Source organism: Actibacterium sp. (assembly GCF_055134745.1).
On the sequence record NZ_JBSRVX010000021.1, the window covers coordinates 51105 to 64094 of the forward strand.

12 protein-coding genes and 1 pseudogene are annotated in these 12990 nt (G+C 60.4%); 8 read left to right on the top strand and 5 right to left on the bottom strand.

What is annotated here, in order from left to right; translation table 11 throughout:
* Positions 1 to 15 precede the first annotated feature (15 nt).
* Positions 16 to 591 (bottom strand): acyl-CoA thioesterase, encoded by a 576-nt coding sequence (locus ACTCHC_RS04625; protein ID WP_463021298.1) that lies wholly within the window; start codon positions 589 to 591, stop codon positions 16 to 18.
* Positions 592 to 685: 94 nt separating this feature from the next.
* Between ACTCHC_RS04625 and ACTCHC_RS04630 the strand changes: the two genes are divergently transcribed.
* Both ACTCHC_RS04630 and recQ read left to right on the top strand, forming a co-directional pair.
* Positions 686 to 976, top strand: coding sequence for a YggT family protein (locus ACTCHC_RS04630; protein WP_463021299.1), 291 nt, complete (start codon positions 686 to 688; stop codon positions 974 to 976).
* A gap of 29 nt (positions 977 to 1005) precedes the next feature.
* Complete coding sequence (recQ, locus tag ACTCHC_RS04635; RefSeq protein WP_463021300.1) at positions 1006 to 3045, top strand: DNA helicase RecQ; 2040 nt, start codon at positions 1006 to 1008, stop codon at positions 3043 to 3045.
* Here the strand turns inward: recQ and ACTCHC_RS04640 are convergent, their stop codons facing one another.
* From ACTCHC_RS04640 to ACTCHC_RS04650, 3 genes are all read right to left on the bottom strand, one after another.
* The gene (locus tag ACTCHC_RS04640; protein WP_463021301.1) at positions 3046 to 5601 is read right to left on the bottom strand and encodes a hybrid sensor histidine kinase/response regulator; all 2556 of its coding nucleotides are present in this window, start codon (positions 5599 to 5601) and stop codon (positions 3046 to 3048) included. It abuts the gene before it with no gap.
* 185 nt (positions 5602 to 5786) lie between these two features.
* Positions 5787 to 7382, bottom strand: a complete 1596-nt coding sequence (serA, locus tag ACTCHC_RS04645) for a phosphoglycerate dehydrogenase (RefSeq protein ID WP_463021302.1) — start codon at positions 7380 to 7382, stop codon at positions 5787 to 5789.
* A 60-nt stretch (positions 7383 to 7442) separates the two neighbouring features.
* Positions 7443 to 8585: a phosphoserine transaminase gene (locus ACTCHC_RS04650; protein WP_463021303.1), complete on the bottom strand. Its 1143-nt coding sequence runs from the start codon at positions 8583 to 8585 to the stop codon at positions 7443 to 7445.
* Between the two features lie 141 nt (positions 8586 to 8726).
* Between ACTCHC_RS04650 and serB the strand changes: the two genes are divergently transcribed.
* Genes serB through ACTCHC_RS04675 form a run of 5 tightly spaced genes read left to right on the top strand, consistent with a single transcriptional unit; the run spans position 8727 to position 11513 of the window.
* On the top strand, positions 8727 to 9608 hold the full coding sequence (serB, locus tag ACTCHC_RS04655) for a phosphoserine phosphatase SerB (protein WP_463021304.1): 882 nt from the start codon (positions 8727 to 8729) through the stop codon (positions 9606 to 9608).
* On the top strand, positions 9605 to 10363 hold the full coding sequence (locus tag ACTCHC_RS04660; protein ID WP_463021305.1) for a TSUP family transporter: 759 nt from the start codon (positions 9605 to 9607) through the stop codon (positions 10361 to 10363). Before serB ends, ACTCHC_RS04660 begins: the two co-directional genes overlap by 4 nt.
* A 58-nt stretch (positions 10364 to 10421) precedes the next feature.
* The gene (locus ACTCHC_RS04665; RefSeq protein WP_463021306.1) at positions 10422 to 10748 is read left to right on the top strand and encodes an ArsR/SmtB family transcription factor; all 327 of its coding nucleotides are present in this window, start codon (positions 10422 to 10424) and stop codon (positions 10746 to 10748) included.
* Entirely contained in the window at positions 10745 to 11176 is a 432-nt protein-coding gene (locus ACTCHC_RS04670) for an SRPBCC family protein (protein ID WP_463021307.1), read from the top strand. The genes ACTCHC_RS04665 and ACTCHC_RS04670 overlap by 4 nt, the downstream gene beginning before the upstream one ends.
* A gap of 22 nt (positions 11177 to 11198) precedes the next feature.
* Positions 11199 to 11513 (top strand): YciI family protein, encoded by a 315-nt coding sequence (locus tag ACTCHC_RS04675; RefSeq protein WP_463021308.1) that lies wholly within the window; start codon positions 11199 to 11201, stop codon positions 11511 to 11513.
* Positions 11514 to 11518: 5 nt separating this feature from the next.
* Here the strand turns inward: ACTCHC_RS04675 and ACTCHC_RS04680 are convergent, their stop codons facing one another.
* Positions 11519 to 12514 (bottom strand): asparaginase, encoded by a 996-nt coding sequence (locus ACTCHC_RS04680; protein WP_463021309.1) that lies wholly within the window; start codon positions 12512 to 12514, stop codon positions 11519 to 11521.
* A 170-nt stretch (positions 12515 to 12684) separates the two neighbouring features.
* On the opposite strand from ACTCHC_RS04680, the pseudogene ACTCHC_RS04685 reads away from it, so the two are divergent.
* Positions 12685 to 12990: pseudogene (locus ACTCHC_RS04685) on the top strand (invasion associated locus B family protein); the annotation flags it as partial.

Here is a 12990-nt window from a genome sequence, read left to right on the forward strand (position 1 = left end):
ACGCAAGTAAAACCGTCAGAACAGTTTTTCAGGCGGCCAGGGGCGCAGCTTGTCTGTATCGGCCCAGCCGGTAACCCAATCGGGCAGCGCGGGCGATGTCGTCACATCATGCCCGGCGGCGCGAAACAGGGTCGCGGGATCGAAAATGCCTTTTTCATCGGTCACGCACATTCGGCACAGCATCTGATTGGTGCAATTGTCGCCCCGCCAGATCGTCTGATCCAGATACAGAAACCGCTTGTCCCAGCCCAGCATCCGGCATTGCATCGTTACCTTGTCAAATGCCTTGACCCGCATGCGATAACGCACGGATGTGCCCGCCACGGCCATCATCCATCCATTCGCGAACTTGGCCTTGGTGATACCGGTGCGGCGCAGCCAGGGGATGCGGCTCAGGTCATACAGGGTCAGCGTGCGGCCGTTGTTGAGCTCCAGAAACGGATCCAGGTCGATGGGCCAGCAGAGATGTTCGGATATCTGCGCATCCAGCAACCCCAGCGGGCTGGCATTTGCAGGGTGATAGCGTTGCTTTAGAAAGCGGATATACGGATAAATTGGTCTGATCCTTCTGTTCGCGTGCAAGTTTTGCATACTTCAGCATGCCCATGAACGGAAGATGGTTGTCACCACTGCGTCATGGCCTTACCTCTTGCAATCAACCGATGCCAAGGAAAGATCCGCGCCCATGTGTTCGTTCGTCTATGCCCTGAACCTGATCCTGAGCATTGCCTGGTTCATCATCCTGATCCATCTGATCATGAGCTGGCTGATCAATTTCCAGGTGCTCAATCTGCGTCAACAACTGGTGGCGCAGCTTTGGTATGGGTTGAACCGCCTGCTGGAGCCGATCTATGGCCCGATCCGCCGTGTGCTGCCGAATATGGGCGGGCTGGATCTGTCGCCGCTGATCGTGTTCATCGCGATCCAGATATTGCGGGTTGTCATCGCCAACAATGCCGCGAGCCTGTGTTACTGATCCCACCGCCAGACGCACCGGTCGAACAAATGCAGAATGAACGCAGCCTGTTGTCATCTGTCTTCGGATTTTCCGATTTCCGCGATGGTCAGGCCGAGATCGTATCGGCCGTCAATGCCGGGCGCAATACGCTGGCGATCATGCCCACGGGCGGCGGAAAATCGTTGTGCTTTCAACTGCCTGCGCTGTGCCGGGACGGGGTAACGGTGGTGATTTCGCCGCTGATCGCGCTGATGCGCGATCAGGTGCGCGGCTTGCAACAGGCTGGGGTGGCGGCGGGGGCGCTGACCTCGGGCAATACGGATGCCGAAACGGATGACGTGTTTCGCGCCCTGGATGCCGGTGCGCTGAAGCTGCTTTATATGGCGCCGGAACGGCTGGCATCGGGTGGCACCCTGAACCTGTTGCGCCGGGTCGGCGTCAGCCTGATCGCCGTGGACGAGGCGCATTGCGTCAGCCAGTGGGGCCACGATTTCCGCCCCGATTATCTGCGGATCGGTGAATTACGCCGCGCGCTGGGTGTGCCGCTGGCCGCCTTCACCGCAACGGCGGATGCCGAAACCCGCGCCGAAATAGTTACACGCCTGTTTGACGGGGTAGAGCCGGATACCTTTCTGCGCGGCTTTGATCGCCCGAACATTCATCTGGCCTTTGCCGCCAAGAACAATCCGCGCCGCCAAATCCTGGATTTTGCCGCCGTGCGGCAGGGCCAGCCGGGCATTGTTTATTGCGGCACCCGTGCCAAGACCGAAACGCTGGCCGCGGCGCTGGGCGATGCGGGTCACAGCGCCTGCGCCTATCATGGCGGAATGGAGGCCGAGGCGCGCCGCGTGGTTGAAGGCCGATTTCAGCAGGAAGACGGGCTGATCGTTGTGGCCACTGTCGCCTTTGGCATGGGGGTGGACAAGCCCGATATTCGCTGGGTCGCGCATGCCGATCTGCCGAAATCGGTAGAGGGCTATTACCAGGAAATCGGGCGTGCGGGGCGCGATGGCGCGCCTGCCGAAACCCTGACATTGTTCGGGCCCGACGACATTCGCCTGCGCCGTTCGCAGATCGACGAAAGCCCAGCCCCGCCCGAACGCCGTTCAGCAGATCACGCCCGCCTGAACGCCCTGCTTGGCCTTGCCGAGGCGCGCGCCTGTCGCCGCCAGGTTCTGTTAAGCTATTTCGGGGAAACCGCCGAACCATGTGGCAATTGTGATCTTTGCGATAACCCGCCCAAGCTGTTTGACGGCACGGATGCAGTTCGCAAGGCATTGTCGGCAATCCTGCGCACCGATGAATATTTCGGTGCCGGGCATCTGATCGACATCGTCACCGGCACATTGACCGACAAGATTTCGGCGCGGGGGCATGATCAGCTGCCAACCTTTGGCGTGGGGCAGGAATACGATCGGCGGCAATGGCAGGCGATTTTCCGGCAGATGATGGGACATGATCTGGTGCGCCCCGATCCGGCCCGCCATGGTGCGCTGCGCATGACCGAGGCCGCGCGCCCGATCCTGCGGGGTGAGGCCACGATCACGCTGCGCCAGGACAGTGTGCAGAACGCACCGGCCCGTCCTATGGTGCGCAGCCTTGTGGCCGAGGAAGACGCGCCGCTTTTATCGGCGCTCAAGGCGTGCCGGCGCAGCTTTGCCGAGGTGGCCAAAGTGCCGGCCTATATCATTTTCAATGACCGCACGTTGATCGAAATGGCCGAAACGCGCCCGCAGACATTGGACGAACTATCCAGGATCGGCGGTGTCGGCGCGACCAAGCTGGAGCGATACGGTGCGGCGTTCCTGCAGGTGATAACCGGGCAGGAGACGCCCGCAGTTCATCCGGCCCGGCTGCGGCTTGCGGTGCGGGATGCGGGGCATGTTTTCGATCAGTTGCAGCAGGCACAAGCGGCATTGGCGCGCGGCGAATCCGGTCTGGACAAACCCTTGTCTTGCACCACCGCCCAGCTTGCACGGATCGTTGAACAGCGCCCGCGCGATCTGGCCGCGCTGGAGCGCCTTATCGGGGGGCCCCGGGCTGAAAGATTCGCACCAGAGTTTCTGCGGATATTGCAGCATTCATGATCAGGCGACCTCACCCGCCGGCACGGGCAGGGGGGCGGGCGGCGCGTCTATACCAGGTGGCGTGCATCCGGGTGGAAGATAGCTGGCGATCATGCCGAAAATCGCATCCTTGCGCAGCGGTTTTGTCAGGTAATGCGTCAATCCGGCGGCAAGAATTTCTTCGGCATCCCCATCAAGGGCGTGGGCGGTAAGCGCGACGATGGGCACCGGCGACAGGTCTGCTGCTGCCTCGATTGCCCTGATCGCGCGGGTCGCATCCTTGCCATCCAACAGCGGCATCGAGATATCCATGAATATCAGGTCGGGCCGGTTCGCCTTGTATGCTTCTACGGCGAGTTGACCGTTTTCAGCGAACTCCAGCTCGATGTTCAACTGCTGAACGAGTTTTGAGAATACCAATCGATTTGTCCGGTTATCTTCGGCGGCCAGGATACGCATTGGCCGTTCGACTGGCTGGATGGATGGCGTTGCGGCGGGTTGAAGCAATCCAGATAGTGCATCGAACAAGGCCCGGCGCAATACGGGCTTGTTCAGCGCAAGGGTGATCGCATCATCTTTGGTCGCATTGCGCAAAACGGATGCGGCGGAACTGAGCAACACGATTGGCGCGGTATACCCTGCCTGTCGCAGGGCCTGTGCGAATTCAATGCCATCCATTCCCGGCATCTTGTGGTCGGTGATGACGATGCCTGGCGGGTCAGCCGGTGACAGAGCGGCCATCGCATCAGCTGCGGATTTGAATTGAACTACGTTCATGCCAATCTGGGTCAGCTGGCGTTCCAGTATCAGGCGATTGATTTCCTGATCGTCTACGACCATGGCTGTGCCGGTGGCCTGTGGCAGACATTCGGGTGCGCGAACACCGTCTTCGGCGATGGGCAACGTCAGGCAGATCCCGAAACAGGCGCCGCTGCCCTTTTCGGACTCGACCCAGATTTCGCCGCCCATCATGCCGACCAATTGCCTGGTAATGGCAAGGCCCAGGCCGGTTCCTTCGAACTTTCTGTTCTGCTGGTCCTCAACCTGATTGAATTCACCAAAAATGTGGTCCTGCATCTCTGGCGCGATGCCGATTCCGGTATCTTCGACGGTTATATGCAACTGCTGAAAGCCCGGCTGTTGGGCTTCGATGCCGACAACGCGGATCAGCACATAGCCTTTTTCGGTGAACTTGACAGCATTCCCGATGAGGTTGGTCAGAATCTGGCGGATGCGCCCCCGATCACCGATAAAATGCGTGGGCTGGAACATGTCGTAGTCAATCAGAATATCCAGCGCCTTGTCCTGAGTCGTGGCTTGCAGCAGCATCACGATTTCATGCACCGCGCGCTCCAGGTCGAAGGGTTCGGGGTGCAGGGTCAGCTTTTCGGCTTCGATCTTGGAATAGTCCAGAACGTCGTTCAATAAGGCAAGCAGCGCCTCGCCGGAATTGCGAATGGTTTCGGCATACAGCCTTTGCTCCTCGGAAAGTTGGGTGTCGCACAGCAGATCTGCCATGCCAACGACGCCGTTCATGGGCGTTCGCAATTCATGGCTCATATTCGCCAGAAAAGCCGATTTGGCGCGGTTTGCGGCCTCGGCTGCGATCCGGGCCTGATCCAGCGCCAATTGCTGGTTCTTCTGATCGGTTATGTCGATGCGCAGACCGACAATGCCGCCATCCGGTGTGCGTTTTTCAAGGATCCTGACCCAACGCCCGTCACCCAGTCGTTGTTCAAGGATGCCGTCCGGGCGATGATGTTGAACGAGTCGTGCGGAAAGCCATTCTTCCTCGCGACCGACTGCATCGCTGAACTGGTTGTTTTTCAGGCCTTCGCGCAGGATCTGCTCAAAGGTATTACCGGGTGCAATTGCATTGGCGCTGGCGCCATACATTTCGCGATAGCGTTGGTTGCACATCACCATACGGTCTTCGAAATCAAACAGAACAAAGCCGTCTGGTATCGCTTCGACCGATGCCCACATCCGCATCATTTCGGTAATGTTCAGGTTCAGGCAAACCATGTCGCCTTCGGGGGTTCGCCGATCTATCAGCTTGATATATTGACCGTTCCACAGGCGGATTACCTTGTCGGGGACCGGGTTCTGGCGCCACCGCTGCATCATCGCGTTCAGCCATTCGTCGGGCGTCAGCCCTTCAGTATCGACGATCCCCTCGATGGCTGTCAGGCGTTTCAGGTCGTAATAACTGACACCGGGCGCGATTTCTTCCAATCCTTCAAAAACAGACAGATAGGCCTTGTTCGCGACGACCATCCGATCTTCGGAATCGAATACTGCAAAACCGTCGCGGATCGTTTCCAAAGAGTTCCAAAGCCGCTTTTCCGCGATGTTATATGCATTTGTGACCACCTCCAGCTCAGATCGCACAAGGTTGTTTTCCCCACGCAGAACTTCGGCATGTTGCTTGGTTTCGACGATTTCTTCCGACAGGTTGCGGGAATGCGCGGCCAGTTTGCGATTTGCGTCAAACAGTTCGCGCTTGATCTGATCCAGCATGCGTTCAGCCGCCAGCCGGCCGCGGCGTTCTTCGGCCAATTTCTGTTCAAGTGTCATCGCGGCCATATCCTGTCAGTGCCGCGCCATCTTTTGGCAGCAAGATAAAAAGATGGTTAATGACAGGAGAAAATCAGTTATGAGACCGGCTTGTCTGCCTGCTCAGGTGTATTCGTAGCGGCCATCGCCTCGTGCAGCGGCGATAAGATACCGCCCGGCACGGATCGCGCCGGGCGGGTTTAGTATCACGCCACGTCAAATTGCAACGGGCGCACCTGCTGGAACAACCCGGTTGCCAGCAGTTTTTCCTGCACCGCAGCAGGCAGCCGTTCGTCCAGATAAAGCAGCGCGATTGCCTCTTTGCCAGTGGCCGATCGCCCAAGCGTAAAGTTGGCGATGTTCACGCCGTTTTCACCCAGCGTCTGGCCAAGCGTGCCGATAATGCCGGGAACATCCTTGTTGGTGGTATAAAGCATATGCGCGCCAATCTCGGCGTCGATATTGATGTTCTTGATCTGGATAAAGCGGGGCTTTCCATCGCTGAACACCGTTCCGGCAATGGTGCGCTCGCGGCTTTCGGTTTTCACGGTCAGCTTGATATAGCCGTCAAAGGCGCCCTGCTTGTGCTGGCTGGTGCGCGAAATCTTGATGCCGCGTTCCTCGGCTATCAGCGGGGCCGAGACCATGTTCACATCCGGGTTGGCCGGCTTCATGATGCCCGAGATCACCGCACATTCCAGCGCCTTGAGATTCATTTCGGCCGCGACGCCATCGAACAGCACGTTGATGGCCTTGATCGGCTCGTCCGTCAACTGGCCGACAAAGGCGCCCAGATGTTCGGCCAGCTTGATCCAGGGGCCCATGGTCTTGGCCTCTTCCGCCGTGACCGAGGGCATGTTCAGCGCGTTGGTCACCGCCCCCGTCAGCAGGTAATCCGACATCTGTTCGGCCACCTGCAGGGCGACGTTTTCCTGCGCCTCACTGGTCGAGGCGCCCAGATGCGGGGTGCACACGACGTTGGGCAGGTTGAACAGCGGGCTGTCCTTGGCGGGTTCAACCTCGAACACGTCAAAGGCGGCACCGGCGACATGGCCGGATTTCAGCGCCTCGGCCAGTGCTGACTCGTCCACCAGCCCGCCGCGGGCGCAGTTGATGATGCGCACGCCGGGTTTCGTCTTGGCGATGTTTTCGCGCGACAGGATATTCTTGGTCTTGTCGGTCAGCGGCACATGCAGGGTGATGAAATCGGATTTCGCCAGCAACTCGTCCAGTTCCACCTTGGTCACGCCCAGCTTGTCGGCGCGTTCTTCGGACAGGAACGGATCATAGGCGATCACCCGCATATGCAACCCGTTGGCGCGGTCGCAGACGATGCCGCCGATATTGCCGGCGCCGATCACGCCCAGCACCTTGCTGGTCAGTTCGACCCCCATGAATTTCGACTTTTCCCATTTGCCGGCATGGGTGGAGGCGCTGGCCTCGGGGATTTGCCGCGCCACGGCGAACATCATCGCAATCGCATGTTCGGCGGTGGTGATCATGTTGCCAAAGGGCGTGTTCATCACGATCACGCCCTTTTTGCTGGCCGCCGGAATATCGACGTTATCAACGCCGATCCCGGCGCGGGCGATGACCTTAAGGTTTTTCGCCGCTTCCAGCACCTTTTCGGTGACCTTGGTGGCGGACCGGATGGCAAGGCCGTCATAGTCACCGATCACCTGCAACAGGCGGTCCTTGTCCTTGCCAAGCTGGGGCTCGAACGTGACGTCGATGCCGCGATCGCGGAAGATCTGAACGGCGGTTTCCGACAATTCGTCGGATACGAGAACTTTGGGGGCCATGTCTGGACTCCTTATGAAATGAAAGGTGCGACTGCCGGTCCCGTGAACCGGCAATCGGCTTTATTGTGCTGCGATCTCGGCGTTGAAGGCCCAGTCCAGCCAGGGCATCAGCGCCTGAATGTCGGATGTCTGAACCGTGCCACCGCACCAGATGCGCAGGCCCGGCGGGGCATCGCGGTAAGCGCCGATATCATAGGCGACGCCTTCTTTCTCCAACCGCTTGGCCACTGCTTTGGCAAAAGCCTCGCCATCCTTGATGCGGTCATCGGTGAATTTCAGACAGACCGAGGTGTTCGAGCGGATCGCCGGATCGGCGGCCAGAAAATCGATCCAGCCATGGCTGGCGACGAAATCGGAAATGACGGCGGTATTGGCATCGGCCCGCGCGATCAGGCCTTTCAGCCCGCCGACCGACCGCGCCCAGTCCAGCGCCACCAGATAATCCTCGACCGCCAGCATGGATGGGGTGTTGATCGTCTCGCCAACAAAGATACCTTCGTTCAGCTTGCCTTTGGCGGTCAGGCGGAACACCTTGGGCATCGGCCAGGCGGGGGTATAGCTTTCCAGGCGTTCGACGGCGCGCGGCGACAGGACCAGCATCCCATGCGCGGCCTCGCCACCCAAAACCTTCTGCCAGCTAAAGGTTACCACATCCAACTTGTCCCAAGGCAGGTCCATCGCAAAGGCCGCACTGGTGGCGTCGCAGATGGTCAGTCCGGCGCGGGTCGCGGGGATCGCATCACCATTGGGCACCCGCACGCCCGAGGTCGTGCCGTTCCAGGTGAACACCACATCCTTGTCGAAATCGACGGTTTTCAGATCGACGATCTGGCCATAATCGGCCTTGCGCACCGTGGCGTCCAGTTTAAGCTGTTTCACCGCATCGGTGACCCAGCCTTCGCCGAAACTTTCCCAGGCCAGCATTTCCACCGGGCGTTGGCCCAGCAGCGACCACATCGCCATTTCCACGGCACCCGTGTCCGATCCCGGCACGATCCCGATCCGGTAATCGGCCGGGATGCCCAGCACCTCGCGCGTGCCGTCGATCGCGGCTTTCAGCTTGGCCTTGCCAACGCTGGCGCGATGCGACCGGCCCAGCGGCGCGTCTGACAGTTTATCAAGGGAAAAGTCGGGGTTCTTGGCACAGGGGCCAGACGAGAACTGCGCGTTAGCCGGACGCGTGACCGGGGTTTGCATAACCATTGCTGCTATCCTTCCAGATAAGCGCCCTTCGTTGGGGAAGGGTGTCCCACCGCCGCAGATACGCCCGAACATGCTCTGGCGCAAGGGGGAAAACCGCGCTATTGCGCCGCATATCCTTTCTGCCACATCGGACCGTTGCCCATGTATATCGCCACCCTGCTGACCGACCCCGCCAAGCCTTCGCTGGACGGCGCAACCGTGCAGGCGTTGCAAGGGGCCTGGGGTGGCGGCGATGCGGTCTGGCTGGCCGCTGATCTGGCGGCGGAATTTCCGCTGGATACCCTGCCCGACAACCGCTGGGATGTCTGGGCCGATCTTCAGATGCGGGGCGTCGATCTGGTGGTGCAGCCCAGTGCGGGGCGGCGCAAGCAGATGCTGCTGGCCGATATGGACAGCACGATGATCCGCCAGGAATGTATTGATGAACTGGCCGCCGAGGCCGGGATCGGCCCGCGCGTTGCCGCGATCACCGCCCGCGCGATGAACGGAGAGCTGAACTTTGAAGGTGCACTGCGCGAACGCGTCGGGCTGCTGACGGGTCTGGATGCCGGTGTGATTGACCATGTGCTGAACACGCGCATCACGCTGATGCCGGGCGGGCGCGAACTGGTGGCGACGATGAAGGCGAATGGTGCCTATGCGGCGCTGGTGTCGGGCGGGTTCACGGCGTTTACGGCGCGGGTATCGGCGCAGCTTGGCTTTGATGAAAACCGCGCTAACACGCTGTTGATCGAAAATGGCGCGCTGACCGGCAAGGTCGCTGAGCCGATATTGGGGCGCGAGGCGAAAGTTGCCGCGTTGCAGGATATTTCCGCCCGTCTTCGCCTGCGCCACGATCAGGTGATGGCTGTGGGTGATGGCGCGAATGATCTGGGGATGCTGGAACTGGCGGGGGCTGGCGTGGCCCTGCACGCCAAGCCTTCGGTCGCCGCGCAATGCGATATCCGCATCAACCACGGCGATCTGACGGCGCTGCTGTATATTCAGGGCTATGCCCGCAGCGATTTCGTGTTGCCCGATTGATCGAGGTCGCCCCCGACCTGCTTGTCATCCTGATACTGGCCGCCTTTGCCGCCGGGTTTGTCGATTCCATTGCCGGGGGTGGCGGGCTGATCACGCTGCCGGTCCTGCTGCTATGTGGTGCGCCCCCGGTGACAGCACTGGCAACGAACAAGGTTCAGGGTCTGTTCGGGTCCGGCATGGCCGCGATTTCCTATGGACGGGCCGGTCATGTCGATCTGCGGCGCCAGTTGATCCCGGCGCTGATTTCATTCTGCGCCGCCTTTGCCGGGGCGCTGCTGGCCAGTCATTTGCCGACCGATGTCATTCGCCTGGGGCTGCCGTTCTTGCTGATCGCAATCGCAATGTTCTTTGCATTCAAGCCGGGATTGGATGATCTGGACCGCGTGGCACGGATCACGCCGGCGGTATTTGCCGCAACACTGGTGCCTGTGATCGGGTTCTATGACGGGCTGATCGGGCCGGGAACGGGTGCGTTCTTCATGCTGGGCTTTGTGGCGCTGGGCGGTTTTGGCATCCTCAAGGCGACGGCGCATACAAAACTGTTGAACTTCGCCTCTAACATCGGGGCGCTGCTGGCCTTTGCGCTGGTGGCGACGCCGTGGTGGATCACCGGGTTGGCAATGGGGGCCGCACAGGTGGCCGGCGCCTTTGTCGGCGCGCGGCTGGCCATGCGGATCGGGGCGCGGATGATCAAGCCGGTGCTGGTGATCGCGTCGTCCGCGCTGGCGCTGCGGCTGATGTGGGATTGGCTATAATTAACGACATCGTTAATTAACTGTTTGCCAAAATAAAGAATCGGTGCAGGATGTTGCCATGACCGATTTACCCAGAACCTTTTCCGCCCTGTCCGACCCGACCCGCTTTGCGATTGTCGAACGGTTGCTGCATCAGGGTGAACAGCCCGCAGGCACGCTGGCCGAAGGGGCGGCGATATCCGCCCCCGCGATCTCGCGCCATCTCAAGGTGCTGCGCCAGGCGGGCGTGATCGAACAGCGCGTCGACGGGCCGCGTCGAATTTATGCCGTCAATCCACAGGCGATGCAGGCGATATCGGCCTGGACGATCAGCCACCGCGCCTTCTGGCAGGCCAGTCTCGCGCGGCTGGACAGCCTGATCCAGCAAAAGGAAGCCGAAAAATGACCGATGCCCGCCTGGAACGCGATTTCCCCATTCCGCCCGCGCGGCTGTTCACCTATCTGGCTGACCCCGCGCTGCTGCTGCAATGGTGGGGGCCCGAAGGCATCACCATGGGCGAACATGACCTGAACTTCGGTCGCACCGGCCCGTGGTTTTCAGTCTTTGTCGGCAATGAAAGCGGGCGGCGGTTCAAGGTGTCAGGCCATGTCACCCATGTCGATCCGCCCCACAGCGTCGGGCTGACCTGGGGCTGGCATGACGATACCGATGCGCGCGGCACCGAAAGCCATGTGACCTTTACCGTTTCAGCGACACCCACGGGCAGCCGTCTGGTGATCGATCACCGCGATCTGGCAGACGCCGAATCTGTTGCCAGCCATAACACCGGCTGGACATCGACCCTTCGCAAACTGGAAAAAATTGCCCATTAACCCCCAGAAAAGGAGATTTGAAATGCCCAAATTCGTGTTTGCCTATCACGGCGGCGGCGCGCCCAGCAGCCCCGAAGAAGGTCAGAAGATGATGGCCGCCTGGATGAAATGGTTTGAAACCATGGGACCCGCCGTGATCGATGGCGGCAACCCGGTCGGCCAGTCGCATACCGTCAGCGCCAAGGGCGTGACCGACAATGGTGGCGCCAACCCGATTTCCGGCTATTCCCTGATCGAGGCCAAGGATATCAAGGCCGCGACCGAGATGGCCAAGGGCTGTCCGATGGTGATCAGCGGCAGCGGATCGGTCGAGGTCGCGCCGGTGATGGAAATGTAACCTGTTCAGGCCGAAAAATTCGCGGCGGGCTGCATCCGGCCCGTTGCGATCCCGCGAAAGTTTCGGATGATCGGCGACAGGCGCTGTTCCACGCGCGGATCGCGCGCATCCAGCACGCCCAGCCGCACCAAAAGCGCCGCAATCGCGCATTCCGACGCCCGTGTCGCCCCATCGGTGATTTTCAGGGCCACGCCCAGCCCTTGCGCAGGCAGAATCGCGACATAGACGCCTTCGGCCCCGGTCTTGATGACGGCATGGCCATTGGCAGCGCGCATCAGTTCGGTATCCGTGCCGCCACTGCCTGCGACCATTTCGGGATGGATCAGCATGGCCTGCACCAGTCGCGCGGCTGCCTTTTCGCGCCCGTCAGATGCACCCGTCCGGGCCGCGGCGAAAAACGCCATGGCGCGCGCCAGCCCATGCAACGTGGTGGCAAAATTGGGGGCGGAACAGCCGTCGATGCCAAAGCCGGGGCTGTTCAGGCCGGTCACATCTTCAAATGCGGCGCGCACGGCCTGCTGAACCGGGTGCGTGGGATCGACATATTCCGGCCCCGCGCGCAGATGCTTTGAAAGCGTCAGAAACCCGGCATGTTTTCCCGAACAGTTGTTGTGGATCTGACAAGGCCGCCCCTCGGCGCGGATCATTGCATGCTTGGCTTCACGGTCGCGTGGCGCTTGGGGGCCGCAGCGCAGATTGGCATCGGTCAGCCCCAGACCCGTCAGCCAGTTGGCCACCCTGTCTGTATGGATCTGCGCGCCGTTATGCGAAGCGCAGGCAAGTGCCAGCAGGTCCGGGCCCAGCCCTTTGGCGGCGCCGCTTTCGACCAGCGGCAGCGCCTGAATGATCTTGGTCGATGACCGCGGCAGGATCACGGTCTCGGGGTTTCCCCAGACATGTTCAAGATTGCCCGCAGCATCACAGATCACGGCATGACCCGAATGCAGCGATTCCAAAAATCCGCCGCGCCAGATTTCGACCATGGGAATGGAAGGTTTCATTGGATATGTCCTTCGATTGCGCGATTTCTTGCCAACGGGGGTTTCAAAAAACAGCCGTTTTACGCTAGTCTTGGAATATCGAGTTGAACCCCGCCCGACCATAGGAAAAGGTCCGAAAAACGGCCCCGACGGCGGATGACAGAGGCATAAGCAGCTGGAGGCTGTCTGATATGAAATTTTCGAAAATCTGCGGCATTGCGATCACGATGTTGGTGCTGGGCACATCGGGTGCGCTGGCGCAGGAATCCACCAGCCGCGTTGCGGTGATGACCGACTGGAATGTTTTTGCGGAACCTGCCAATGCGCCCAAGCAATGCTGGGGTGTTTCGGTGCCCAAACAGACCGTCAACACCGATAAGGACGGGCGGCCGAAATCGGTGACGCGCGGGGATATATTGCTGTTCGTTACCTATAAGCCGGGCGCCGGTGCCGCAGGCGAGATTTCGTTCACCGGTGGTTATCCCTTTGCCGAGAAT